Below are 24,553 nucleotides of genomic sequence, written 5' to 3' on the forward strand. Positions count from 1 at the left end.
ACCCTGCGAGACCCTCGACGCCGAGGCCTCCCCCGCGCGCCCGCCGCGCGCCCGACCCGCGGAGACCCCATGCCCGACGCCGGCACGCCCCTCGACCCCTTCCTCCGCTCCGGCCGCGCCGCCGCCCCGCGCACCCTCGTCGACGTGCTCGAGGCGACCACCGCCGCCCACCCCGAGGCCTCCGCCCTCGAGGACGAGCGCGGCGCCCTCAGCTACCGCGAGCTGTCGGCCCAGGTCGCCGTCGCCGCGAGCGCCCTCGCCGCCGCCGGCGTCGGCCGCGGCGACCGGGTCGGCGTGCGCATGCCCTCGGGCGACCGGCGGCTCTACGTCGCGATCCTCGCCGTGCTGACCGCGGGCGCGGCCTACGTGCCGGTCGACGCCGACGACCCGGAGGAGCGCGCCGACCTCGTCTTCGGCGAGGCGCAGGTCGCGGGCGTCGTCGGCGCCGGAGGGGTGTTCCGCACCGCGGGGCAGGACGAGACCCAGGGCGTGCCGCTCTTCGGCGCCCGGGCCCCGCACGCCAGCACCGCCGACCGCCGCGGGCCCGGTGCCCCGGCCCGGCCGCCGCGCCCCGAGCCCGCCGACGACGCCTGGGTCATCTTCACCTCGGGGTCGACCGGCACCCCCAAGGGAGTCGCGGCGAGCCACCGTGCAGCCGCCGCGTTCGCCGACGCCGAGGCCGAGCTCTTCCTCGCCGACGACCCGCTGGGCCCGCTCGGGCCCGGTGACCGCGTGCTCGCGGGCCTCTCGGTCGCCTTCGACGCCTCCTGCGAGGAGATGTGGCTGGCCTGGCGCAGCGGCGCCTGCCTCGTGCCCGCCCCGCGCAGCCTCGTGCGCACCGGCGCCGACCTCGGCCCCTGGCTCGTCACCCACGGCATCACCGTCGTCTCGACCGTGCCGACGCTCGCCGCGCTCTGGCCGGCCGAGGCGCTCGAGTCGGTGCGCCTGCTCATCTTCGGCGGCGAGGCCTTCCCGCCCGAGCTCGTCGACCGCGTCTGCGGCGACGGCCGCGAGGTCTGGAACACCTACGGCCCGACCGAGTCGACGGTCGTCGCGACCGGCGCCCTCGTCGTGCCCGGCGCGACCGTCCGCATCGGCCTGCCCCTGCTCGGCTGGGACGTCGCCGTCGTCGACCCCGCGGGCGACCCGGTCGCGGAGGGCGAGGTCGGCGAGCTCATCATCGGCGGCGTCGGCCTCGCCCGGTACCTCGACCCCGCCAAGGACGCCGAGAAGTACGCCCCGCACCCGCAGCTCGGCTGGTCGCGGGCGTACCGCAGCGGCGACCTCGTCGTGCTCGACCGGGAAGGCCTCGTCTTCCGCGGCCGGGCCGACGACCAGGTCAAGGTCGGCGGGCGCCGCATCGAGCTCGGCGAGATCGAGTCGGCGCTCCAGGCGCTGCCCGGCGTCGCGGGCGCCGCCGCCGCCGTCCGCGAGACGTCAGCCGGCAACCGGGTCATCGTCGGCTACCTCGCCCTGCACGGCGGCGGCGCGGGTGCGGGCCCCGGCGCAGGCACAGCCACCGCACCCGCCCCGACGCTCGACCGCGCCGCCGCCCTCGCCCGCCTCCGCGAGGCGCTGCCCGCCGCCCTCGTCCCCCTCCTCACCGTCGTCGACGGCGACCTGCCCACCAAGACCTCCGGCAAGATCGACCGCGACGCCCTGCCCTGGCCCCTCGCCGACCAGGCCCCCGACGACGGCCCGGCGGGCACGGGCAGCGGCACGGGGCCGGGCGCCCTCGGGCCCGACGAGGCCGTGCTGGCGGCCGACTGGCAGGCCGTCCTGGGCCTCCCCGTCGGCGACGCCTCCGCCGAGTTCTTCGACCTCGGCGGCGGCTCGCTCGCCGCGGCCCAGCTGGTGGCGCGCATCCGCGAGCGCGACCCCGAGTACACCGTCGCCGACGTCTACTCGCACCCGCGCCTCGGCGCGATGGCCGACGACCTCGCCCAGCGACGGGCCGGAGTCGCGGGAGACCCGGCAGGCCCCTCCCGCACCGAGCACCACCGGTCGCTGCCCGTCCCCGCCCGCACCCAGTGGGTGCAGACGCTGCTCGGCCTGCCGCTGCACCTCCTCGCCGGCCTCCGCTGGCTGACGATCGCGCTCACCGCGTCCACCGTGCTGCGCGCGGCGGGCGGCTTCGACGTGCTGCCGCGGGTCGACGTGTGGCTGCTGGTCGTCGGGATCGTCGTGTTCGTGACGCCGCCGGGGCGGATGGCGATCTCGGTGGCCGCGGCGCGACTCCTGCTGTCCGGGGTCGCCGCGGGCGACCACCCGCGCGGCGGCGGCGTCCACCTGCGGCTGTGGCTCGCCGAGCAGGTGCAGCTGCAGACCGCGGCGACCGGCCTCGCCGGGGCCCCGTGGATCAGCTACTACGCCCGCGCCCTCGGCGCGCGCATCGCCCCCGACGTCGACCTGCACACCCTGCCGCCCGTGACGGGCATGCTGCGCGTCGGCCGGGGCGCGTCGATCGAGCCCGAGGTCGACCTGTCGGGCTGGTGGGTCGACGGCGACGTGCTGCGCCTCGGCGCCGTGCGGATCGGGGCGGGCAGCACCGTCGGCATGCGCAGCACCCTGCTGCCGGGCACCCGCATCGGCAAGCACGCGACCGTCGCGCCGGGCTCCGCCGTCTTCGGGCGGGTGCCGGCGGGCCAGGCCTGGTCGGGCTCCCCCGCCGCCCGCGTCGGCAAGGCCCGCACCTGGTGGCCGGCCGAGCGGCCCGACCGCGCGCGGCCCTGGCTGTGGGCCTACGGCGTCTCGTCACTGCTGATCAGCCTGCTGCCGGTCGCCTCGCTCTCCGCCGGCGGCGCCGTCGTCGCCGCGAGCGTGCGGGGCTCGGCCACCCTCGGCGAGGCCTGGTGGCGGGCCGTCGCGGGGGCGGTGCCGGGCACCCTGCTGGCCGGCGTCGTCGCGGCGCTCGTCGTCGTCGGGGCCGTCCGCCTGCTCGCCCTCGGCGTCCGCGAGGGCACCTGGGCCGTGCGCAGCCGCGTCGGCTGGCAGATCTGGAGCACCGAGCGCCTGCTCGACCTCGCCCGCACGTACCTCTTCCCGCTGTACTCGAGCCTCGCGACCCCGGTCTGGCTGCGCCTCCTCGGGGCCCGCGTCGGCCGCGACGTCGAGGCCTCGACCGTGCTGCTGCTGCCGTGCATGACGACGATCCGCGACGGGGCCTTCCTCGCCGACGACACCCTCGTCGCCTCGTACGAGCTCGGCGGCGGCTGGCTGCGCGTCGCCCGGGCCGAGATCGGCCGCCGCGCCTTCCTCGGCAACTCGGGCATGGCCGGGCCCGGGCACACGGTGCCGAAGGACGGCCTCGTCGCCGTGCTCTCGGCGGCCCCGCGCTCGTCCAAGGCCGGTTCGTCGTGGCTCGGCTCGCCGCCCGTCCGGCTGCGCCGCACGGTCGCGGTCGCCGACGAGTCACGCACCTTCCGTCCGCCAGCCCGGCTGCGCGCCGCCCGCGTCGCCTGGGAGCTCAGCCGGGTCGTGCCCGTCGTCGTCACCGTGCTGATCGGCCTCGGCCTCGTCTTCGGCCTCTGGGCCGTGACCTCCGCGCTCGGCCTGCTCGCCGCCTCCCTGCTCAGCGCCGTCCTGCTGCTCGCCGCCGGGGCCGTCGCCGCGGCCGTCAGCACCGCCGCGAAGTGGCTGCTGATCGGCCGGGTGCGCGCCTCCGAGCAGCCGCTCTGGTCGTCGTTCGTCTGGCGCAGCGAGACCGCCGACGTGTTCGTCGAGATGTGCGCCGCACCGTGGTTCGCCCGCGCGGCCAGCGGCACGCCCGCCCTTGTCTGGTGGCTGCGCAGCCTGGGCGCCCGGATCGGCCGCGGCGTCTGGACCGAGAGCTACTGGCTGCCCGAGGCCGACCTCGTCACGCTGGGCGACGGCAGCACCGTCAACCGGGGCTGCGTCGTGCAGACGCACCTGTTCCATGATCGAATCATGTCCATGGACTCCGTCACGCTCCGCGCCGGGGCGACCCTCGGGCCGCACGGCGTCGTGCTGCCCGCCGCCGTGCTCGGCGAGCACGCGACCGTCGGCCCCGCCTCGCTCGTGATGCGCGGCGAGGGCGTGCCCGCCGGCAGCCGCTGGAGCGGCAACCCGATCGGCCCGTGGCGCGAGGTCACGTTCGCCGACTACCACGCCGTCACCTCGTGACCTCGTACGCCCCCGGCAGCGGTGACGAGACCTGGTCGGCCGAGTCGTACGACCTCGAGCTGGCCTACCGCGTGGCCACCAACCGGCTCGACGGGACGGCGACCGTGACCGCGGTGGCGGCCACGCGCCTCCGGAGCCTGCAGCTCGACCTCGTCGGCCTCCGCGTCGAGAAGGTCAGGGTCGACGGGGCCCGCGCGCGCTCGCGCCACACGGCCGGCAAGCTCACGGTCACCCTGCCCGAGCCGGTGGAGGCGGGGGCCCGGCTGGTCGTCCGGGTCGACTACTCGGGCACGCCGGCCCCCCGGCAGAGCCCCTGGGGCGAGCTCGGCTGGGAGGAGCTCGACGACGGCGTCATCGTGGCCGCGCAGCCGACGGGCGCGCCGACCTGGTTCCCGTGCAACGACCGCCCCGCCGACAAGGCGAGCTACCGCATCAGCGTCTCGGCCGAGCACGGCTACACGGTCGTCTGCAACGGCGAGCTGACCGACCGCCGCACCACCGCCGGCAAGGTCACCTGGACGTACGTGCAGCCCGAGCCGACCTCGACCTACCTCGCGACCGTGCAGATCGGCCGCTACGAGACCGTGCCCGTCGCCCTCGGCACCGAGGCCGCCCCCGTCGCCGGCCTGGTCGTCGCCCCGCCCGAGCTGCACGACCGCGCCGCGCACGACTTCGCGCCCCTCGACCGCATGGTGGCCTGCTTCGTCGGCGCCTTCGGCCCCTACCCCTTCCCCGGGTACACCGTCGTCGTCACGGCCGACGAGCTGGAGATCCCGTTGGAGGCGCAGGGGGCCGCGGTCTTCGGCGCCAACCACGTCGACGGGAGGTCGGGCACCGAGCGGCTCATCGCGCACGAGCTCGCGCACCAGTGGTTCGGCAACAGCGTCGGCCTCGCCGACTGGCGCGACATCTGGCTCAACGAGGGCTTCGCCTGCTACGCCGAGTGGCTCTGGTCGGAGCACGACGGCGGCACCACCGCCCACGCGCACGCCCAGCGCACGCGGCTGCGGCTCGCCCTGCCGCCGCACGACATCGTCGTCGGCGACCCGGGGCCCGACGCGATGTTCGACGACCGCGTCTACAAGCGCGGGGCGCTCACGCTGCACGCGCTGCGCCTCACGATCGGCGACGACGCCTTCTTCACCGTGCTTCGCGAGTGGACGGCCCGCCACCGCCACGGCGTCGTCAGCACCGACGACTTCGTCGAGCTCTGCGACGAGGTCACCGACACGACCGACGACTCGCTGGCGCTGCTGTTCGCGGCCTGGCTCGACCAGACGGCGCTGCCGTCGCTGCCGCGGCGGGGCGCGGGGGGCTGACCCTCCCGGGGCTCGGCCTCCCGGGGCTCGGCCTCCGGGCCTGGCCGCCGGGGCTCCGGCCGACAGGGCGACGCCCGCGGGAGGCGCGGGTCGGCTCAGCCCGCGGAGGCCGCGTCGTCGAGGGCCTCGCCCTCGGCCGCGGCGATCAGCCTCGTCATCGTGCGGTGCAGCACGACCAGCTCGTCGCGCGTCACGCCGAGGCGACGCATCATGCGGCCGGGGATCGCCTCGGCCTCGCCCCGGAGCGCCTGCCCCACCCCGGTCAGCTCGATGGCCAGGGTGCGCTCGTCGTCGACGTGACGGCGCCTCGTGAGCAGGCCCTGCGCCTCCAGCCGCTTCACGAGCGGAGAGAGGGTGCCGGGGTCGAGCCGGAGGAGGCGCGCGAGGTCGCGGATCGACAGCGGGCGGTCGTCGGGGCCGGGCTCGCCCGTGGGGCCCTCACCGCGCCTCCCCCGGTGCTCCCAGAGGGCGAGCATGACGAGGTACTGCGGGTGCGTGAGGCCGAAGGGCTCGAGCACGGGCCGGTAGGCGGCGACGATGCTCCGCGACGCGACCGAGAGCGCGAAGCAGATCTGGCTCTCGAGGGCGAGCGGGTCGACGGCGGCGCTGTCGACGGCCGTGGTGCCGGGGGCGCTCACGAGCCCGCGCCGGCCTGGGCGGCGCGGGGGGTGCCCGGGCAGTGCACCATCGTGCGGGGGCCGGTGCGGTCGACCACGTGCTCGTCCATGGGCGCGCCGCAGAGCGGGCAGGCTCCGCCGTGCGCCGGCGCCACCGGGGGCGCCTCGTTCTTGAGGCCGAGCTGCGCGCCGCCGATGTAGGGGCGCAGGCGGGCGTTCATCGCCTCGACGAGGTCGCCGAAGCGGCTGCCGTGGGCGTGGGGGTCGCGGTCGCGGGGTGCTCGGTCTCGGGGTGCTCGGGCCATGACGACGAGTGTACAGATCGTTGGGACACCAACGGAATCCCCTCAGCCGAGAGGCGGGCGTCGGTCACGGGTCGTCGAGCTCGACGTCGACCAGCGTCACGAGGTAGCCGCAGAACCACGCGGCGCGCCCCCGGTCGTCCCAGTCGAGGGTGCCGAGCACCGAGACGACGTTCCACGCCGCCGGCGCCGGCTGCCGTCGCCCCGGGCGCCGGAGCACGACGGCGACGGGCGCCGACGCCCGCTCGATCGCTGCGACGGTGCCGGTCACGGTGCTCACCCGGTGCGTCGACGCGTAGTGCTCGACGAGCAGGTCGGGGTCGGCGGGGGCGTGCAGCCCGGCCAGCCGGTCGGCGCCGGGCGCGGGCACCGTGACGGGCCAGCTCACGACGTCGGCGACCCGGAAGACGTCGTGCCCCTGCACCAGCTGCCACGCGTCGACCCACACCGTCACGCTCGTCGCCACCCGCGCCTCCTCGCCGTCGCCCCGGGCCTGCCTCGTCGTGCCCGCCCCGTCGCCTCCACCCTCACCGCCATCGACGCCCCGTGGTGCCCCCTTGACAGCCCCGTCGAGCACGTGGTGCGGAGGGGTACGGCACGGCGTCCCGGGAGGTGCGGGGCGTACGACGGAGGCATGACCAGCGACCAGTACACGTTCGACGACCCCCGCCACCGCTACCCCGTGATCAGCCCCGAGGTGCAGCAGCAGCCGGAACCCGGCCTGCAGTCGGCGATGACCCCGGTGCCCGACCTCGGCGAGGCGACCTACCGCGGCACCGGCCGCCTCACGGGCCGGAAGGCCCTGATCACCGGGGCCGACTCCGGCATCGGCGCCGCGGTCGCGATCGCCTTCGCCCGGGAGGGCGCCGACGTCACCCTCTCGTACCTGCCCGAGGAGGAGGAGGACGCCCGCCACGTGATGGAGCAGGTGGAGGCGGCGGGCCGGAAGGCCGTGGCCGTCCCCGGTGACCTGACCAGCGCCTCCTTCTGCCGGGAGCTCGTGGCGCGCGCCGTCGAGGGCATGGGCGGGCTCGACGCGATCGTCAACGTCGCCGGCAAGCAGGTCTGGCAGCCGACGATCGAGGAGATCAGCGACGAGCAGTTCGAGGAGACCTTCCGCACGAACGTCTTCGCGCCGTTCTTCATCGTCAAGGCCGCGCTGCCGCACCTCGCGCCCGGCTCGACCATCGTCAACACGGCGTCGCTCGAGGCGTACGTGCCCGCGCCCGACCGCCTCGACTACGCGACCACGAAGGGCGCGATCAACAACTTCTCGAAGGGGCTCGCGCAGCAGCTCATCACGCGCGGCATCCGCGTCAACGTCGTCGCGCCCGGCCCCACCTGGTCGGCTCTGCAGGTCACCCGCGGCGTCGACCCCGAGACGCTGCCCGAGTTCGGCTCGAGCGAGTCGCCGATGGGGCGGGCGGCGCAGCCGGCCGAGCAGGCTCCGGCGTACGTCTTCCTCACCAGCGCCGAGTCGAGCTTCGTCGCCGGCGAGACGCTGAACGTCAACGGTGGGATGGTCACGCCGTAGTGGCGTCCCGCGCAGACGACGGCGCCCGGCCCCTCGCGGGGTCGGGCGCCGTCGTGCGCAGTGCCGGGGCCGGTGCGTGGTGCCGGTGCCGGGCTCGCTACGCGACCTTGCGGCCGGTCGCGAGCACCTGGTGCGCGCGGGCGGCGAGCTCACCGCGGACGAGCACCTCGTACCGCCCCGCCTCCATCGTCTTGACGGAGGAGAAGTCGCGGCGGCCGCGCGTCGCCGCGTGGCCGATGGCGCCCCACAGGGCGCCCCAGAGGGCTCCGGCGCCGACGGCGACGAGCAGGACGCCGATCAGGGCCACGTTGCTGGCGAAGATGCCGAAGAGCAGGCCGAGCAGGAGGCCGAACCACGCGCCGCCGCCGGCTCCGCGGACGGCCGCCTTGCCGGTCGTGAGGCGACCCGCGACGTTCTCGACGGTGCGGATGTCGTGGCCGACGATCGAGACGCTCTCGACGGGGAAGCCCTCGTCGCTGAGCAGGTCGACGGCGGCCTGCGCGTCTTCGTACTTCGTGAAGGTGGCGAGGGTCTGCGGGTGCCCGCCGCCGGCGAACGCACCGATGCCGGGCAGGCCGGGGGTCGCCTGGGGCGTGCTGCCCCCGGGGGCCTGGTAGCCCGGCTGCGGGGGCACGACGCCCTGGTGGGCGGGGGCGGGAGCGGGGGCGCCCTGGGGGGCCTGGCCCTGGCCCGCGTCGGGGGCGGCGCCTCCCGCGGGGGTGGGGGCGTACTCGCCGTAGGCGGGGCGCGGTCGCGACTCGGGGGCGGGACCGCCGGAGGCGCGGGTCGCGTCGTCGTCGGGGGTCGGGCTCGGGACGGGCTGCTGGTCGGTCATGCCTGATGTCTACCCCGTCGCGTCGCCGCGTGGAGCCGATGCACAGCCCTCCCCCAGCGTCCCTGCGGCGCACGCACGGAGTCGCCCGCCCCGTGGCGAGAGGTCGGCGCGCGGCGCCGGGCGCGGCGCGCGCACGGCGTCGCCCGCCCCGTGGCGAGAGGTCGGCGCGCGGCGCCGGGCCGCCCTCGGCCGCGCCACCCGGAGGCGCCCCGTCCTGGGCCCACACCCCCGCGCCGCCCCGGGACGCGACAGCGCGACGAGCGCAGCACCCGCGCCGCGCGCGCCCCCACCACCCGCACCACGCCGAGACGACGCATCCTGGGCCCCCACCCCCGCACAGCCCCCACAACGCGACACCTCGACGAGCGCAGCACCCGCGCCGCGCGCGCCCCCACACCCCCACCACGCCGAGACGCCCCTTCCTGGGCGCCCACCCCCGCGCCGCCCCCACAACGCGTCACCTCGATGAGCGGCACGCCGCGCTCATCGCGCTGACCTACGAACCACGCACGCACCCCACGTCGCGAGCGGGGTCACCATGAGGTTCCGAGGTGGAGAAAGGGCGGCGCGCAGCGCCGGGCCGCTCATGGCCAGCACCTCGTCGAGACGACGCCTTCCGGGCCCCCACCCCCGCGCAGCACCCAGAACACGCCACATCGATGAGCGCGGCACCCGCGTCTCGCGCGCACCCACACCCGCACCACGTCCAGACGACGCGTCCTGGGCCCCCACCCCCGCGCAGCCCCCAGAACGCGCCACCTCGGTGAGCGCAGCACCCACGACTCGCGCGCAACCACGCCCACACCCACGCCCCCACCACGCCGAGACGACGCGTCCTGGGCCCCCACCCCCGCGCAGCGCCCAGAATGCGGCACCTCGATGAGCGCAGCGCACTGGCGACCCGCCGACGCGAGCGCACAGAGGCAGAAACGAGAAGAGGCTCTCCCAGCGGGAGAGCCTCTTCGTTCGGGTGGATCTGAGGGGACTCGAACCCCTGACCCCCTGCATGCCATGCAGGTGCGCTACCAGCTGCGCCACAGACCCATGTTCTGTTGATGTTCCGTTGCCCCTTCCGAAGCAACTCGTCAACCTTACTACAGATTTCGAGGGCTCGAGTACACCCTGCCCCGACGGCATCCCGGACGCACGAAGACCCGGCCGTAGCCGGGTCTCCGTCAGGTCGAACACCCCGGAGGGCGAGCCGGGCTAGGCCTCGGCAGGAGCCTCAGCCGACTCAGCGGCCGCAGCCTCGGTCACGACGTCGAGCGGGATGGTCGGGCAGTCGCTCCACAGTCGCTCGAGCGAGTAGTACTGGCGGTCTTCGTCGTGGAAGACGTGGACGACGAGGTCGCCGAAGTCGAGCAGGACCCAACGGCCCTCGGCCCGGCCCTCGCGGCGCAGCGTCTTGACGCCGTGCTCGAGCAGCTTGTCTTCGATCTCGCCGGCGATGGCGACGACGTTGCGCTCGCTGCGCCCGGAGGCGAGGAGGAACACGTCGGTGAGGGGCAGCGGCTCGGTGACGTCGAGCGCGACGAGGTCGTCGGCCTGCTTGTCGTCTGCGGCGCGGGCGGCGATCTGCAGGAGCTCGATGGCGCGAGGGGTGGCTGTCAAGGGATCCTCTGGGTAGGGACGGATGTGGTGGAGGCGGCCGTCAGGGACGGCCAGTGTGTTCAGGAGGCGGTGGTCGGGTCGAGCCCGCCACCACGCCGACCCGGTGGGGGTCGGAGGTCAGCCGCCCAGGACTCCGGTCGAGAAGCCGTAGACGATGACACCGATGATACCAAGGCCCACGCCACCGCCGACGATCCCGAGCACGAGCGGCAGCCGGTTGGCCGCCGGCTGGGCCGCGGCGAGTACGACCGAGCGGGTGGAGGTGTGCGTGCTGATGGCCCTGCTGGCCCGGACGGGCGCGGCGTCGGTGTCGGCGGACTCCGCGTCGCCGGCCTCCATGAGGCGGTCGATCTCGGAGTTGTCGATGCGGGCCTGCGACCCGGTCGCGCCGAGGCTGCGAGGGAGGTCGATGGAGCCGGTGATGATGATCTCGCCCGTGGCGTTGAGCGCCCCGGTGACGTCGGCGACCTGCTGGTCGGTGAGGATCAACGCGTTCGTCTGGCCCGTGTGGGTCCCGAGCGCGCGACCCGGGGCGCTCTCGTCGTCGGGCGCGTCGACCTGCGTCGTCCAGTGCCCGACAGGCGGCACGAAGCCGGTCGGCTCGGGCACCGACGCCGGGGCGGCCTCCGCCACCGGGGCGGGGGCGACGGGGTCGAGCCCGGCCGGCCGCAGGGACGCGACGGGCTCCGACGGCGCCGACGAGGGCCGCTCCCCCGCGAGGTCGAGCGGGAAGACGGTCGGGGTCGACGTGGGCGCGGGCGCGGAGGCCGGGCGCACCTCTCCGGTGCGACGCGGCCCGGGGGCGGCGCCGTCGTCGGCCGTCGAGTCGTCCGGGGTCGGCAGCACCGACGGGGCCGACGACACCGGCGGTCGCACCGACGCCGGCAGGCCCTCGCCGGCGGGCGGGGCCGAGGCGGGCGGAGCCGAGGCCGGCGCCGTCGAGGCCGATCGAGACGCCGTGGGCGCGCTGGCGACGACGAGGGAGCCCTCGCCGCCCTCGATCGGGGAGACGATCTGGTCGACCGTGTCGAGCGCCTCAGAGAGCGTGCGCCGCGGCTCGGGGCCGGGGGCCTGCAGCGGCACGGGGCCGCGGGCGGCCTCGGCGTCGCGCAGGGCGCGCAGCTGCCGACGGGTGAGCTGACCCGGCTCGGCGACGGAGGCGGGCGGGCCCGAGACCGACGACGGCGCAGACGCCGACGTCGGCGCCGGTGCGGAGGCGGGAGACGGAGCGGAGGAGGCGACGGCCGGGCTCGACACCGGAGCCACCAGCGACGACGGAACGGGCCGCACGACCTCCTCGGTCACGGGCGCGGCCGAGACGGGCGAGGGGGCGGAGCTGGCCGGGGCCTCGGCGGCGGGCTGCTCGCCGGTGAGGGCGGCGGACCCCTGTCGGGCTCGCTCGAGGTCGCGGACCTGACGCCTGGTGAGCGGCGGCTGGCCGTCGGTCGAACTCATGAGTGGCTCCTGTACAGGTGGTGCTTGGAGATGTACTGGACGACTCCGTCGGGGACCAGGTACCACACCGGGTGATCGCGACCGACCCGGGCGCGGCAATCGGTCGACGAGATCGCCAAGGCGGGGACTTCGAGCAAGCTTACGTCGCTCTCCGGCAATCCACCAACGCTCAGGTCGTGCCCGGGGCGCGTGACGGCGACGAAGTGGGCCAGGGCCCAGAGCTCCTCGACGTCCTTCCAGTCGATGATCTGGGCGACGGCGTCGGCGCCCGTGATGAAGAAGAGCTCGGCGTCGGGGTGCTGCGAGCGGATGTCGCGGAGGGTGTCGATCGTGTAGGTGGGGCCGCCGCGGTCGATGTCGACGCGGCTGACCGTGAACATCGGGTTCGACGCGGTCGCGATGACCGTCATCAGGTAGCGGTGCTCGCTGTCGCTGGGCGCCGCCTTCATGTAGGGCTGGCCGGTCGGCACGAACACGACCTCGTCGAGGGCGAACGACTGGGCGACCTCGCTGGCCGCGACCAGGTGACCGTGGTGGATCGGGTCGAACGTGCCGCCCATGATCCCGATGCGGGGTCGACGGTGCTGCTCGTCGACGCCCTCGAGGGTCGCCGCCGGGGCGACCGCCACCACGCTCTCAGCCCGCCCGGTCAGTGCTGCTCGGGGTGGCCGAACTCGTCGACGGGGCCCTCGTGGTGCGCCTGCGTGGACGCCTTGCGCGGCGAGCGGTTGGAGACGTCGCGGTAGCTCCACACGACGTAGCCGAGGAACAGGAAGAACACGCCGAACACCGCGGAGATGGCAGCCGGCGGCGCGATGAGCGGGGCCAGGTCTTCGTGGGCAGCGGCGAAGAGGGCGACGTCGAGCATGGGTTCTCCGTTCCGAGGGGTGATCCGGGCCAGTCTAGCCGCGCACCTGGCCGGTGCCGCGCACGAGCCACTTCGTGCTGGTCAGCTCGGGCAGCCCCATCGGCCCCCTCGCGTGCAGCTTCTGGGTCGAGATGCCCACCTCGGCCCCGAAGCCGAACTCGCCCCCGTCGGTGAACCGGGTCGACGCGTTGACCATGACGACGGCGCTGTCGACCTCGGCGAGGAACCTCTCCGCCGTCGCGTGGTCGGCCGTGACGATGGACTCGGTGTGCCGCGTCGACCAGCGCTCGATGTGCTGCATCGCCGCGTCGACGTCGGCCACGACGCGCACCGCGAGGTCGAGGCTCATGTACTCCGTCGCCCAGTCGTCGTCGGTGGCCGGCACGACGTCGGCGTCGACGGCGCGCACGCGCTCGTCGCCGTGGACGGTCACGCCGGAGGCGCGGAGGGCCCCCAGCACCGCCGGCAGCAGGCGGTCGGCGGCCCGCTCGTGCACCAGGAGCGTCTCGAGGGCGTTGCAGACGCTCGGCCGCTGCACCTTGCTGTTGACGACCACGTCGACGGCGGTCGCCTCGTCCGCGCTCTCGTCGAGGAAGACGTGGACGACGCCCGCGCCCGTCTCGATCACCGGCACGGTCGACTCGCGCACGACGGTCTCGATGAAGGCCGCGCTCCCCCGCGGCACGAGCACGTCGACGAGGCCGCGCGCGCGCATCAGCTCGGCGGCGCCCTCGCGGCCGTGCTGGTCGATGGTCACGACGGCGTCGGCGGGCAGGCCGGAGGCGACCAGCGCCTCCCTGATGACCTCCACCAGGGCCGTGTTCGACCGACGGGCCGCGCTGCCCCCGCGGAGCACGGCCGCGTTGCCGCTCTTGAGCGCGAGGGCCGCGATGTCGACGGTGACGTTGGGCCGCGCCTCGTAGATCGCGCCGACCACGCCGAAGGGCACGCGCACCTGGTCGAGGCGCAGCCCGTTCGGCAGGACCCGACCGCGCACGCTCTCGCCGACCGGGTCGACGAGGCCGGCGACGAGCCGGGTGGCGGCCGCGAGGCCCTCGAGGCGCGGAAGGTCGAGGCGCAGCCGGTCGCGGAGGCCCGGGGCCACCCCGTCGCGGTCGGCCTGCTCGAGGTCGAGCGCGTTGGCGGCGAGCACGCGGTCGGCCTGGGCCACGACCGCGTCGGCGATCGCGTGCAGCGCGGCGTCCTTCCGGTCGCTGGTGAGCTGTGCCAGCACGCGCGACGCCGCACGGGCCGCGACGAGCGAGTCGTGCACCGACGGCGTCGCAGGGTCCGTCGGCACGGGGGCGCCGGCCGACGAGGAGGCGGGGTCGACGGGCGTGGGCACGAGGGTCGTCATGCCGAGATCTTAAGCCCGCGGGCAGCCCTCAGGAGGCGCGGGGCGCGGCCTCGAAGAAGGTCCCGACCGCGGCCCCCGCCAGCGCGAGCGCCACGTTCGCCGTCGACGTGACGAGCACCGGCGTGCCCGCCGCGGCGGCGTGGCGGGCCGCGGCCACCTTGGTGCCGGCGCCGCCCGTGCCGACCCCGGCGGCGCCCGCGTCGCCGAACGTGACGCCGGCGAGGTCGTCGCCGACCGGGACGTCGACGAGCGCGACCGCCCCGGGCTCGTGCGGCGGCCGGGTGTAGAGCGCGTCGACGTCGCTGAGCAGCACGAGGGCGTCGGCGCCGATCAGCTCGGCGACCAGGGCGGCGAGCCTGTCGTTGTCGCCGAAGCGGATCTCGTGGGTCGCGACGGTGTCGTTCTCGTTGACGATCGGCAGGATCCGCAGCTCGAGCAGGCGGTCCATCGCGCGCTGAGCGTTGCTGCGCGGCGTCGGGTCGCGCATGTCGCCCGCCGTGAGCAGCACCTGGCCGGCGACGATGCCGTGCCGGCGGAGGCTCTGCTGGTAGCGGTAGATCAGGACGTTCTGGCCCACCGCGGCCGCCGCCTGCTGGGTCGCGAGGTCGGTCGGTCGCGAGTCGAGCCGCAGGTGCGGCAGGCCCGTCGCGATGGCGCCGGACGAGACGAGCACGACCTCGGCGCCGCGCGCGTAGGCGTCGGCGAGCGCGTCGACGAGGGGCTCGATCTGGCCGACGTTCTCGCCGCTGATCGACGACGAGCCGACCTTGACCACGATGCGGCGGGCCCGGGCGATGCCGGCCCGGTCGACCACCGGGCCGCCGTCGGGGCGCGCCGGGGTCACGAGGGGGCCCTCGGTGCTCATTCCCGCTCGTCGCCCTCCGTGACGAGGAAGCCCTCGTCGTCGGTCCAGAGACCGGCCGCGCGCTCGCGCTGGAGCTCGGCCCGCGCCTCCGCCTTCGCGTCCATGCGCTCGAAGTAGTCCTCGCGGCGCTGGTTGCGGGTGGGGCGGTCGTTCTTGATCAGGCGCGGGTCGGTGCCACGGGCCGAGGTCATCAGCTCGGCGGTCGAGGTGAGCGTGGGCTCCCAGTCGAAGACGATGCCGCCCTCGGGGCCGATCAGCACGGTGGAGCCGGCCTGGGCGCCCGCCTTGAACAGGGCGTCCTCGATGCCGATCGCGTTGAGGCGGTCGGCCAGGTAGCCCACGGCCTCCTCGTTGTTGAAGTCGGTCTGCACGACCCAGCGCTCGGGCTTCTGGCCGAGGATGCGGTAGACGTTGCCGTACGTGCCGCCCTCGACCCTGATGACGAACGGCTTCTCGTTGACGGCGCGGGGGCGCATGACGAGGCGGGGAGGCGCGGGTCGGCTGGCGATCTCGGCGCGGCTGGCCTCGACGACCTCGGCCAGGGCGAACGACAGGTTGCGCAGGCCCTCGTGGCTGACGGCCGAGATCTCGAAGACGCGGTAGCCGCGGGCCTCGAGCTCGGGGGTGACGAAGTCGGCGAGCTCGCGGCCGTCGGGCACGTCGACCTTGTTGAGGGCGATCATCTGCGGGCGCTCGAGCAGCGGCAGCTGCCCCTCGGGAACCGGGTAGGCCTCGAGCTCGCGGAGGATGACGTCGAGGTCGGTCAGCGGGTCGCGGCCGGGCTCGAGCGTGGCGCAGTCGAGCACGTGCAGCAGGGCCGAGCAGCGCTCGACGTGGCGGAGGAACTCGAGCCCGAGGCCCTTGCCCTCGCTGGCGCCCTCGATCAGGCCGGGCACGTCGGCGACCGTGTAGCGGGTGTCGCCCGACTCGACGACGCCGAGGTTCGGGTGCAGGGTGGTGAAGGGGTAGTCGGCGATCTTCGGCTTGGCCGCCGAGAGCGCGGCGACGAGGCTCGACTTGCCGGCCGACGGGTAGCCGACGAGCGCGACGTCGGCCACGACCTTCAGCTCGAGCAGGACGTCGCCCTGCCAGCCCGGGGTGCCGAGCAGCGCGAAGCCGGGCGCCTTGCGCTTGGTCGACGACAGGGCGGCGTTGCCCAGGCCGCCGATGCCGGCCTCGGCCACGACGTAGCGCGTGCCGTGCTCGGTCATGTCGATCAGCTCGGTGCCGTCGGTGGACTTCACGACGGTGCCGAGCGGCACGGCGAGCTCGAGCTCGGTGCCCTGCGTGCCGCTGCGGTGGTCTCCCATGCCGGGGCCGCCGTTCTCGCTCGAGCGATGGGGGGCGCGGTGGAACCCGAGCAGCGTGGTGACGCCGGCGTCGGCGACGAGCACGATGTCTCCGCCGTTGCCGCCGTTGCCGCCGTCGGGGCCGGCGAGGGGCTTGAACTTCTCGCGCTTGACGGAGACGCAGCCGTTGCCCCCGTTGCCTGCTCGGAGGTGGAGGGTCACGTGGTCGACGAAGGTGGCCATGGGTGTTCAGTCTCTTCTGGATCTGTGTGCCGGGGAAAGGTGCCCCGGGTCGAGCACGAGGGAGCGGGCTGTGCCCGCCGCTCGGTCGCGTCGCCGGACCGTCTGGACGGGCGACGCTGGTGCGGTGCGAGAGGACGTCGTTGGGGCGGACGAGATCACGCCCGGGGATGCCGACACGACCGTGGGCCTGCGCGCACCGACTCTCCACGATACAGGGGGCCCTCGGCGGGCGTCAACGCGCGGGTAGCATCGGCGGCGTGACCATCCTGATCGACGAGGCCATCTGGCCCGCCCACGACACCCTCTGGGCGCACCTGGTCAGCGACGAGTCGTACGACGAGCTGCACGCCTTCGCGGCGGCCCACGACGTGCCCCGCCGGGGCTTCGACCACGACCACTACGACGTGCCCGAGTCCCGTCTCGCCGACCTCGTCGCGGCCGGCGCCGTGCCCGTCTCCGGCCTCGAGCTCGCCCGCCGCCTCGAGCGCAGCGGCCTGCGCGTCTCGCAGCGGGTCAAGCGCGGACTGCCGGGCCGTCCGCGCCCCTAGGAGCCCGGGGGCCCGACGTCGCCCCTCACCAGGAGGCGGCGTGCCCGAGGAAGCTCGCCACGACCGCGCCCGAGGCCAGGTCGACGACCGTGGTCGTCACCTCGGCCGGCGTCGGGTCGATCGTGTAGGTGTAGTCGGTCGGGCTCGTCGCCGTGGCGGTCTCGACCGCGAGGAACTGCCCGTTCGGCGACACGGAGAAGCCCTCGATCTCGCTGGAGCCGCTCGGCGGACGGAAGACGACCCACGCCTCCTGCTCGTCGTCGAGCACGATCAGGCTGCTGAAGCTCGTGCCGCCGTCGGTCGGCAGGGCCACCTGCTGCACGTACTCCGTCGCGCCGACGGCGACGAGCTCGCCGCGGAAGGGCGTCTGCCCCTCCACCGCCGAGAACGGGATCGGGGTCTGCTCCCCCGTCGTCAGGTCGACCCGGAAGGCCTGCAGCGCCGTCGCGGCGACGATGCCCCGCCCGTCGAGCGAGACCCCCTGCAGCGCGACGAAGGTGCCGAGGGGCCGGGGAGGCGCGGCGCCGCTCAGGTCGAAGAGGGTCACCTGCTCGTCGGTCGCCTGGGCCACCACGCTGTCGAGCCCGGGGACGAACTGCCAGTCGAGCACCGTGAGGGGCTGCCCCGCGATCGACGTGACGGGCGCGACGGCCCGCTGGCCCTGCAGCGGCAGCGTGTAGAGGGTCGCCTGCTCGGAGCCCTCGGGCTGCCACGAGAACGCGAGGGTGGTGGTCGCGCGGTCGGCTCCGAGCTGCGTGACCAGCCCGGGCCCCTCGGGCAGGGGCAGGGTCTCGGCGGCGACCCCGTCGAGCGAGACGAGGCTGAGGGTCGACTGCTCGCCGTCGTCGGTGAGCACGGCCACCGCGCTGTCGAAGACCTCGTACGCCTGGATCCGGGGCGCGCTCCAGACCGTGCGGCGGTCGGCGCCGCCCTTCAGGTCGGCCTGCTCGAGGGAGTCCTCCGCGCCGTCACGACCGTGCACGATGCGCCAGGTGACGGCCTGCTCGGTGCTGAACCGCGCCTCCAGGTCGGAGGTCTGCCGCTGGTAGATGCTCGACACCCCCGACACGCTGACGCGGTAGTCGGTGTCGTAGCGCAGCCGGTCGGTGAACTGCACCGAGACCACGTCGCCCGACGTCTCGACCGTGAAGGGCGCCGCCGGGCTGACGACGACCTGGTCGGGGTCGACGTGCGCGAGGGCCTGGTTCGAGAACAGCCGCAGCTGCTGGCCCGACCGCTCGACGACGGCGCTCGCGTCGACCTGCACGTCGGTGAGCTTCGGCCCCTGCAGGTGGGTGAGCACGCCGAAGAGCCCGCAGACGACCGCGAGCACGGCGACGACCGCGACGAAGCGACGACGCTGACGGAGGCGCAGGTCGGCGTCGTCGAGAGGCTCGCCGCCGAGCCCGCCCTCCGCCGACCAGCGGTCAGTAGAGGTAGGGGTCACTCGGCTGGCCGACCTTCTCGAGGCTGTCGGGGACGAGCGCGACCGGGTCGGTCGACGCGCTGCTCTGGTTGGCCCGGAAGCCGCCCGAGACGTCGACCCACTCGTCGGGCTGGAGCTGGCTCTGCCAGTCGTCGAGCTGCACCGGCACGCCGACGGGCTGGGCGTCGACGGCGCAGCAGGTCACGACGAAGCGCGACACGTAGAACGTGTCGGGGTCGTCGCCGGCCGGCACGACGAAGCCGACGACGTCGGCGGTCTTGCCCTCGAAGAACGCGAGGTCGCTCGTCTGGCGCAGCAGCCCGGCCCAGTCGAGCACGCTGAACGACTTGTACGCGTCGGCGTCGCCCGCCTCCGCGTCGGCCACCGTGGTGCCGTTCAGCGAGGCCGTCGACGAGTTCACGTCGCGCTGCCCGGCCGTCGCGCTGGTCAGCGTCGCGGGCGGGAGCACGACGAGCGCGACGGCGATGCCGACCGTGACGAGGGCGCCGACGGTGACGGCGGCGCCGCGGAGGCCGGCCCGGCCCCGTCGGCGACGACGCGGCCTGCGGGGGCCGGCCGGCGCCTCCTCGGGGGCCTCGTGCTCGTGGTCGTCGCGGGCGGGCACGAGGGCGAGCACGCCGAGCGAGAGCACCATGCCGATCGCGATCATGATGACCGTGAACACGACGTAGCGCGGGTGGATGTAGAGGATCAGCTGTCCGGTCGCGGCGAGCCAGAGGGTCGAGACGCCCACGACGAGCGTGAGCAGCACCCCCTGCCACCGGTCTGCGAGCGTGCTAAGCAAAGAAGTTCACCACCAGTCCGATCGCGGCGCTGGTCAGCGCCACCACGAGGGTCAGCTGCGCGAGCACCTTCGGCCGGTACGTCGTGCGCAGCAGGGCGAGCATCTTGACGTCGATGATCGGCCCGAAGACGAGGAAGGCGGCGATGCCGCCGGGCATGAAGGTCGTCGCGAACGGCAGCACGAAGAACGCGTCGACGTTCGAGCAGAGCGAGATGACGAACGCGAGCACCATCATCGCGAGCACCGACCAGACCGGGTTGCTGCCGAGCGTCACGAGCACCGAGCGCGGCACGGCCGTCTGGATGCCGCCGGCGATCGCGGCGCCGATGAACAGCGCGGGCATCATGGTCGACATCTCGCGGCGGAACAGCTCGACACTCTCGCGGACGCGCCCGCCGCCGTGGGCGTGGTCGGTCGGCAGCGCGCACTCCGCGGCGAACGACTTCGTCAGCAGGCTCTCGGGGTCGGGGTGGCGGCTGTAGAGCCAGCCGATCAGGTTCGCGATCAGGAACCCGCCGAGGAGGCGCGCGACCAGGATCCCGTCGCTCCAGCCGAACGCCTGGTGCGTCGTGATGATCGTGATCGGGTTGAGGATCGGCGCGGCGAGGAGGAACGTCATCGACTCGGAGACCGTGAAGCCCTTGAGCACCAGGCCGCGGGCCAGCGGCACGTTGCCGCACTCGCAGACCGGCAGGAACATGCCGAGGAAGGAGATGACCGCGCGGCGCAGCAGCGGCTGGCGCGGCAGCCACGACGTGAAGAAGGCCTGCGGCAGCCACACCTGCACGATGATCGACAGCACGATGCCGAGGAGCACGAAGGGCATCGACTCGACGATGACGCTGATCGTCAGGGTGACGAAGTCCTGGGCCACGTCGGGCAGCAGGCCGGGGCCGAGGGCGGGCGACGCCAGGCGCACGACGAGCAGCAGGAGCGCCACCGCGCCGCCGACGACGAGCAGGGGCGTGCGGGAGGCGCGGCGCGGGCCTCGCCCGGGGCCCCGACCGGGCGCGACGACGCCGTGGTCGTGGTGGTCGTGCGACGGGTCGCGGTGCAGCAGGGGCGCGCTCACCGCTCGCCCTCGCCGCGGTCGGCGGGCGGCGCGAAGCGCGACCAGTCGTCGCGCGCGGGGTCGGCGGCGCGACGGGAGCGTCGGGCGGCGTCGGGTGCGTTCGTCGCCTCGGGCTCGACGGCGGACCGTGCGGGGGCGGCGTCGGCGTCGACGGGCGCGACGGCGGCCGGCCGGAAGGACGCGTGGTCGACGGGGCCGGAGCGGGGCGCGCGCGACGGTCCGGAGACCCGCGCCGGCGCAGCGGTCGCGTCGGCGTCGGCCTCGGCGTCGGACGACGTCGACGCGTCGGGCTCGACGACCGCCTGCGGGCGGGCGTCGGCCTCGGGCTGGGCCCCCGCCGGGTCGTCGCCCTCGCGACGCGCCCAGAGCCACGCCACGACGGCGCCCACCACGAGCAGGGCCGTGTCGACGACGCCCGCCGCCAGCGGGATCGTCGTGACGTAGAGGACGAGGTTGGCCCAGGTGCCGCCGCTCTGCGAGAGCAGCACGCCCGGCACGACGCCGACGACGGCGAGGGCCAGGGTGCCCGCGGCGCCGGCCACGAGGGCCCGGCGCAGCACGGTGGCGAGGGGGGCGGCCGTCTCGAGCGGCCGCACCACCAGCAGCACGACGAAGGCCACGACGTAGAACGGGAACGGGTAGAAGACGAAGCTGCCGAGGAACTGGCCGACCGGCGTCGCCGCGAACCCGCTCGGGAAGGCGGTGACGCTGAACCCGACGGCGGCCCCGACCATGGCGAGCAGGCCCAGCGCGAAGCGGGCCAGGAGCACGACGCCGACGGCCGTGGCGGCGGCGACCAGGCGGTCGCGCCCCGAGGTGCCGCGCAGCGAGACGACGGCAGCCCGGACGGTCGACCCTGGGGTCGGCTGTCCGGGCTGCGTCGAGGTCACGCAGTCACCCTAGACGAGTCACAGTTCGTCGGAGCTGACGCCCACGCCGAGGATGAACGGACCGGCGTCGCCCTCGGCGGGGCGGCCCTCGGCCGGCTCCGCGGCGGCCGGGGCGGCCGGCGCGGAGGTCGTTCCCGAGCTCGAGGCACGGCGCGAGCGGCTGCGGCCCTGGCCGGGCTGCTTGGGCTCGGGCAGCGCCCCCAGGACGGAGTCGAGCAGCTGCTCGGCGTCGTCGCGGCTGATCTTGCGGGGCTCGGGACGGGTCGCGGCGATCGGGATGTCGAGGATCGCCACGCTGGCCTCGGGGGTCGTCACGGTGACTCGCGACCGGCGGGACTCGGTGCTGCGCTCCGCCCGGGCGGGCGCACGCTCGGTCTCGACGGCGGGCGCCGTCCGGGCCTGGACGGGCTCGGCCACGGCCGCCTCCGACGCCGCGGGGGCGGTCGTCGGAACGGTCACGACCGCGGCCTCCGCCGCCGGCGCGTCTGCCCCGTCGCCCTCGGCGCGGCCCTGGCCGGTCTCGGACGAGGTGCCGTCGGTCGACGCGCCGTCGGCCGAGTCGGCGTCGCGGCCGCCGCGCGAGCGACGGCTCTTGCGGGCGCCACGGCCCCGGCGGGGCTCGTCGCCCTGCTGCTCGCCCGACGCGTCGGCCGAGCTGCCGACCGACGCCGCGGCGGCGTCGATGGCCGCCTCGACGGCGGCGGCGGCCTCGACCGCGGAGTCGGTGCTCCGGTCGCCGTCCTCGGCGTGCGCGATCGTCGACGCCGCGATGCGCGACAGGGCGTTCTTGACGTCCTCGGTGATGGCGTGCGTGCCCGTGGTGGGGTGCGCGGCCGACGCGGGCTGCTGGCCCCCGCGACCGGCACCGGCGGCGACGGACTGGCCCGCGCCTCCGGACTTGGCGGCGGCGCCGCCGCGGCGACGCTGCTCCTGGCCCTGGGCGCCCTGCCCACGACGCGGCTGCTGCTCCTGCACGCGGGCGGCGCTGCCGGCCTCGGCGAAGGACTCGGCGAGGCCGAGGCCCAGCTTCTTGCGGGTCATCTGCACGAGGCCGAGCGAGGTGACCTCGGCGACCTGGTGCTTCGTGCGGTCGCGGCTGAGGCACTCGACGAGGCGACGCAGCACGAGGTCGCGGTTCGACTCGAGCACCATGTCGATGAAGTCGACGACGATGATGCCGCCGATGTCGCGGAGGCGCAGCTGACGGACGATCTCCTCCGCGGCCTCGAGGTTGTTCTTCGTCACGGTCTCCTCGAGGTTGCCGCCGGAGCCGACGAACTTGCCCGTGTTGACGTCGACGACCGTCATGGCCTCGGTGCGGTCGATGACGAGCGAGCCGCCGGAGGGCAGCCAGACCTTGCGGTCGAGGGCCTTCTCGATCTGCTCGTTGAGGCGGTACTCGTCGAACGCGTCGCGCTCGCCCTCGTAGCGCACGATGCGGTCGATGAGGTCGGGGGCGACGGCCGAGAGGTACGACTGCAGGGTCTCGTAGGCGTCCTCGCCGTCGACGACCATCTCGTGGAAGTCCTCGTTGAAGACGTCGCGCACGATCTTGATCAGCAGGTCGGGCTCGGAGTGCAGCTGGGCCGGGGCGGCGCCCGTCTCGACCTTGGCGCTGATGTCGGCCCACTGGTTCGTCAGGCGCTTGATGTCGAGGGTCAGCTGCTCCTCCGTCGCGCCCTCGGCCGCGGTGCGGACGATGACTCCCGCGTTCTCGGGCAGCGCCTCCTTCAGGATCTTCTTCAGGCGGGCGCGCTCGGTGTCGGGCAGCTTGCGGCTGATGCCGTTCATCGAGCCGTTGGGCACGTAGACGAGGTAGCGGCCGGGCAGCGAGATCTGGCTCGTCAGGCGGGCGCCCTTGTGGCCCACGGGGTCTTTCGTGACCTGCACGAGGACGCGGTCGCCGGGCTTGAGGGCCAGCTCGATGCGACGGGGCTGGTTGCCGTTCGACAGGCTGTCCCAGTCGACCTCGCCGGAGTAGAGCACGGCGTTGCGGCCGCGCCCGATGTCGACGAAGGCGGCCTCCATGCTCGGCAGCACGTTCTGCACGCGGCCGAGGTAGACGTTGCCGATCAACGAGACGTTCTGCGCCTTGGCGACGTAGTGCTCGGCGAGCGTGCCGTCCTCCATGACGCCGATCTCGATGCGGTCGCCCGACGAGCGGACGACCATCTTGCGGTCGACGCTCTCGCGGCGCGCGAGGAACTCGGCCTCGGTGATGACGGTGCGGCGGCGGCCGGCGTCACGGCCGTCGCGGCGGCGCTGCTTCTTGGCCTCGAGACGGGTCGAGCCCTTGATGCGCTGCGGCTCGGTGATCAGCTCGACCGGGCGCTGCGGGCGCTCGCGCGGGCCGCGGTCGCCCTGGCGGGCCTCGGAGTCGCGCTCCTCGCGGTCCTGGGAGCGACCGCGCGAGCGGCGGCGCGAGGCGGGGCGCTGGGGCTCGTCGTCCCAGCCGCCGTCGTCGTAGCCCTCGTCGTCGCGCTCGTCGAGGTCGTCGCGCTGGTCGCGGTGGTCGTCGCGGTCGTCACGGCGACGGCCGGGGCGGGCCGGGAGCGGCGTGATGACCGGGGCGTGGAAGATCAGGCTCGTCGTCGTCAGGTGCGCCGGGATGGGCGACGCGGACGGGTCGGCGGCCTGCTCGGAGCCGGTGGCGGTGGCGGTCGCCTCGGCGGCGGGCTCGCCGTCGGCGAGGTCGGCCTGCACGGCCTCGACGTCGACCGCGGGGGCGCCGGCGGTCGCGGGGGCCTGACCGGCCTCGGGCGCGGCCTGGGCCGGGGTGGCGGTCTCGTCGGCGGGGGTGCTCGGGGCCTGGCCCGCGGAGTCGGTGTCGTGGGTCACGGTCTGTGCCTCCTGGGCGTCGTCGATGGGGTCGGTCGGAGAAGAGGGGCGCTGGGCCCCGGTGGTGCGCGCCGCGAGCGGTGCCGCCTGGCGGGCGAGCAGGGCCCCGAACAGGCCCCGCTTCTTCTTCGGTCGACCGTCGGTCGTGTCGTCGTTGTTGTCCAGCACTGCTGGTGTGCTCCTCGCCCTGCCGAGGACGTGCCGTCGGCAGGTGGTCTCGTGTCGTGGCCGGGCGGTGCCGTGCACCTGCCCCCGGACCACCGTGCCCTCTCACGGCACGCCATGTCGGTCACGCGGCGTTCGGTCACGCGGTGCGCCGGACCGTCTCTGCGGTCGTCGTCACCACCGTGTCGTTCGTCGACGTGCGGTTCTTCGTTGCTGTCGGAACTGGCCATCCGACCTGGAGCGCCTGCGCCCCGTGCCCGGCTTCACCTGCACCCGCGCGACGCCCCTCGGGGCCGGTGCCACGCGGGCCAGCACGGCCCGGAAAGTCATGATCTCGGGGCTCTCACCCCTCGACTGGGTCGATTATCGCA

At 75.0% G+C, this 24,553-nt stretch carries 20 protein-coding genes and 1 tRNA gene; 4 read left to right on the forward strand and 17 right to left on the reverse strand.

Annotated elements, in window-relative coordinates; translation table 11 throughout:
* Nucleotides 1–69: 69 nt before the first annotated feature.
* Both JOE43_RS13345 and JOE43_RS13350 read left to right on the forward strand, forming a co-directional pair.
* Nucleotides 70–4,143, forward strand: coding sequence for a Pls/PosA family non-ribosomal peptide synthetase (locus JOE43_RS13345; RefSeq protein WP_209518365.1), 4,074 nt, complete (start codon nt 70–72; stop codon nt 4,141–4,143).
* On the forward strand, nt 4,140–5,462 hold the full coding sequence (locus JOE43_RS13350) for a M1 family metallopeptidase (RefSeq protein WP_209518368.1): 1,323 nt from the start codon (nt 4,140–4,142) through the stop codon (nt 5,460–5,462). Before JOE43_RS13345 ends, JOE43_RS13350 begins: the two co-directional genes overlap by 4 nt.
* 95 nt (nt 5,463–5,557) lie before the next feature.
* Here the strand turns inward: JOE43_RS13350 and JOE43_RS13355 are convergent, their stop codons facing one another.
* The 3 genes from JOE43_RS13355 to JOE43_RS13365 all read right to left on the reverse strand — a co-directional run bounded on the left by JOE43_RS13355 (nt 5,558) and on the right by JOE43_RS13365 (nt 6,847).
* Entirely contained in the window at nt 5,558–6,100 is a 543-nt protein-coding gene (locus tag JOE43_RS13355) for a MarR family winged helix-turn-helix transcriptional regulator (protein ID WP_209518370.1), read from the reverse strand.
* Nucleotides 6,097–6,384 (reverse strand): hypothetical protein, encoded by a 288-nt coding sequence (locus tag JOE43_RS13360; protein ID WP_209518373.1) that lies wholly within the window; start codon nt 6,382–6,384, stop codon nt 6,097–6,099. Before JOE43_RS13360 ends, JOE43_RS13355 begins: the two co-directional genes overlap by 4 nt.
* Nucleotides 6,385–6,448: 64 nt before the next feature.
* On the reverse strand, nt 6,449–6,847 hold the full coding sequence (locus tag JOE43_RS13365) for a DUF6578 domain-containing protein (protein ID WP_209518375.1): 399 nt from the start codon (nt 6,845–6,847) through the stop codon (nt 6,449–6,451).
* 168 nt (nt 6,848–7,015) lie between these two features.
* Here JOE43_RS13365 and JOE43_RS13370 point away from each other — a divergent pair, with 168 nt between their 5' ends.
* Nucleotides 7,016–7,915 (forward strand): SDR family oxidoreductase, encoded by a 900-nt coding sequence (locus JOE43_RS13370; RefSeq protein ID WP_209518378.1) that lies wholly within the window; start codon nt 7,016–7,018, stop codon nt 7,913–7,915.
* A 97-nt stretch (nt 7,916–8,012) separates the two neighbouring features.
* Here JOE43_RS13370 and JOE43_RS15750 read toward each other — a convergent pair whose 3' ends face one another.
* The 9 genes from JOE43_RS15750 to obgE all read right to left on the reverse strand — a co-directional run bounded on the left by JOE43_RS15750 (nt 8,013) and on the right by obgE (nt 16,438).
* On the reverse strand, nt 8,013–8,750 hold the full coding sequence (locus JOE43_RS15750) for a general stress protein (protein WP_245187156.1): 738 nt from the start codon (nt 8,748–8,750) through the stop codon (nt 8,013–8,015).
* A 971-nt stretch (nt 8,751–9,721) separates the two neighbouring features.
* Nucleotides 9,722–9,794: transfer RNA gene (locus JOE43_RS13380), tRNA-Ala, on the reverse strand.
* Nucleotides 9,795–9,956: 162 nt separating this feature from the next.
* Nucleotides 9,957–10,361, reverse strand: coding sequence for a ribosome silencing factor (rsfS, locus tag JOE43_RS13385; RefSeq protein WP_209518379.1), 405 nt, complete (start codon nt 10,359–10,361; stop codon nt 9,957–9,959).
* Nucleotides 10,362–10,478: 117 nt separating this feature from the next.
* Entirely contained in the window at nt 10,479–11,816 is a 1,338-nt protein-coding gene (locus tag JOE43_RS13390; RefSeq protein WP_209518381.1) for a hypothetical protein, read from the reverse strand.
* Entirely contained in the window at nt 11,813–12,445 is a 633-nt protein-coding gene (nadD, locus tag JOE43_RS13395; RefSeq protein WP_255354173.1) for a nicotinate-nucleotide adenylyltransferase, read from the reverse strand. The genes JOE43_RS13390 and nadD overlap by 4 nt, the downstream gene beginning before the upstream one ends.
* A 20-nt stretch (nt 12,446–12,465) precedes the next feature.
* On the reverse strand, nt 12,466–12,684 hold the full coding sequence (locus JOE43_RS13400; protein ID WP_209518383.1) for a hypothetical protein: 219 nt from the start codon (nt 12,682–12,684) through the stop codon (nt 12,466–12,468).
* Nucleotides 12,685–12,718: 34 nt separating this feature from the next.
* A complete protein-coding gene (locus JOE43_RS13405; RefSeq protein WP_209518385.1) occupies nt 12,719–14,041 on the reverse strand; it encodes a glutamate-5-semialdehyde dehydrogenase in 1,323 nt (440 codons plus the stop codon).
* A gap of 28 nt (nt 14,042–14,069) precedes the next feature.
* The gene (gene proB, locus JOE43_RS13410) at nt 14,070–14,906 is read right to left on the reverse strand and encodes a glutamate 5-kinase (RefSeq protein WP_209518387.1); all 837 of its coding nucleotides are present in this window, start codon (nt 14,904–14,906) and stop codon (nt 14,070–14,072) included.
* Nucleotides 14,903–16,438 (reverse strand): GTPase ObgE, encoded by a 1,536-nt coding sequence (gene obgE / locus JOE43_RS13415; RefSeq protein ID WP_056056429.1) that lies wholly within the window; start codon nt 16,436–16,438, stop codon nt 14,903–14,905. The genes proB and obgE overlap by 4 nt, the downstream gene beginning before the upstream one ends.
* Before the next feature lie 257 nt (nt 16,439–16,695).
* Between obgE and JOE43_RS13420 the strand changes: the two genes are divergently transcribed.
* Nucleotides 16,696–16,986: a DUF4031 domain-containing protein gene (locus JOE43_RS13420; protein ID WP_209518389.1), complete on the forward strand. Its 291-nt coding sequence runs from the start codon at nt 16,696–16,698 to the stop codon at nt 16,984–16,986.
* 25 nt (nt 16,987–17,011) lie between these two features.
* On the opposite strand, the gene JOE43_RS13425 is transcribed toward JOE43_RS13420, so the two are convergent.
* From JOE43_RS13425 to JOE43_RS13445, 5 genes are read right to left on the reverse strand one after another with little or no spacing between them, the layout of a single operon-like run.
* Entirely contained in the window at nt 17,012–18,433 is a 1,422-nt protein-coding gene (locus JOE43_RS13425) for a hypothetical protein (protein WP_209518391.1), read from the reverse strand.
* A complete protein-coding gene (locus tag JOE43_RS13430) occupies nt 18,414–19,184 on the reverse strand; it encodes a TIGR03943 family protein (protein ID WP_307803375.1) in 771 nt (256 codons plus the stop codon). The genes JOE43_RS13425 and JOE43_RS13430 overlap by 20 nt, the downstream gene beginning before the upstream one ends.
* 25 nt (nt 19,185–19,209) lie before the next feature.
* Entirely contained in the window at nt 19,210–20,289 is a 1,080-nt protein-coding gene (locus JOE43_RS13435; RefSeq protein ID WP_369814269.1) for a permease, read from the reverse strand.
* Nucleotides 20,286–21,179 carry a hypothetical protein gene (locus JOE43_RS13440; protein ID WP_209518396.1) on the reverse strand — a complete coding sequence of 298 codons (894 nt, stop codon included), beginning with the start codon at nt 21,177–21,179 and terminating at the stop codon, nt 20,286–20,288. The genes JOE43_RS13435 and JOE43_RS13440 overlap by 4 nt, the downstream gene beginning before the upstream one ends.
* Nucleotides 21,180–21,197: 18 nt before the next feature.
* Nucleotides 21,198–24,185 (reverse strand): Rne/Rng family ribonuclease, encoded by a 2,988-nt coding sequence (locus JOE43_RS13445; protein WP_307803376.1) that lies wholly within the window; start codon nt 24,183–24,185, stop codon nt 21,198–21,200.
* Nucleotides 24,186–24,553: the final 368 nt, after the last annotated feature.

The sequence above is a fragment of the Frigoribacterium sp. PvP121 genome, assembly GCF_017833115.1.
GTDB classification, from domain to species: Bacteria; Actinomycetota; Actinomycetes; order Actinomycetales; family Microbacteriaceae; genus Frigoribacterium; species Frigoribacterium endophyticum.

What these genes read in the sequence shown, in the direction of transcription:
- JOE43_RS13360 (WP_209518373.1), bottom strand. Translation starts at nt 6,384, where the DNA reads ATGGCCCGAGCACCCCGAGACCGAGCACCCCGCGACCGCGACCCCCAC.
- obgE (WP_056056429.1), bottom strand. Translation starts at nt 16,438, where the DNA reads ATGGCCACCTTCGTCGACCACGTGACCCTCCACCTCCGAGCAGGCAAC.
- JOE43_RS13405 (WP_209518385.1), bottom strand. Translation starts at nt 14,041, where the DNA reads ATGACGACCCTCGTGCCCACGCCCGTCGACCCCGCCTCCTCGTCGGCC.
- JOE43_RS15750 (WP_245187156.1), bottom strand. Translation starts at nt 8,750, where the DNA reads ATGACCGACCAGCAGCCCGTCCCGAGCCCGACCCCCGACGACGACGCG.
- JOE43_RS13345 (WP_209518365.1), top strand. Translation starts at nt 70, where the DNA reads ATGCCCGACGCCGGCACGCCCCTCGACCCCTTCCTCCGCTCCGGCCGC.
- JOE43_RS13400 (WP_209518383.1), bottom strand. Translation starts at nt 12,684, where the DNA reads ATGCTCGACGTCGCCCTCTTCGCCGCTGCCCACGAAGACCTGGCCCCG.
- proB (WP_209518387.1), bottom strand. Translation starts at nt 14,906, where the DNA reads ATGAGCACCGAGGGCCCCCTCGTGACCCCGGCGCGCCCCGACGGCGGC.
- JOE43_RS13370 (WP_209518378.1), top strand. Translation starts at nt 7,016, where the DNA reads ATGACCAGCGACCAGTACACGTTCGACGACCCCCGCCACCGCTACCCC.
- JOE43_RS13390 (WP_209518381.1), bottom strand. Translation starts at nt 11,816, where the DNA reads ATGAGTTCGACCGACGGCCAGCCGCCGCTCACCAGGCGTCAGGTCCGC.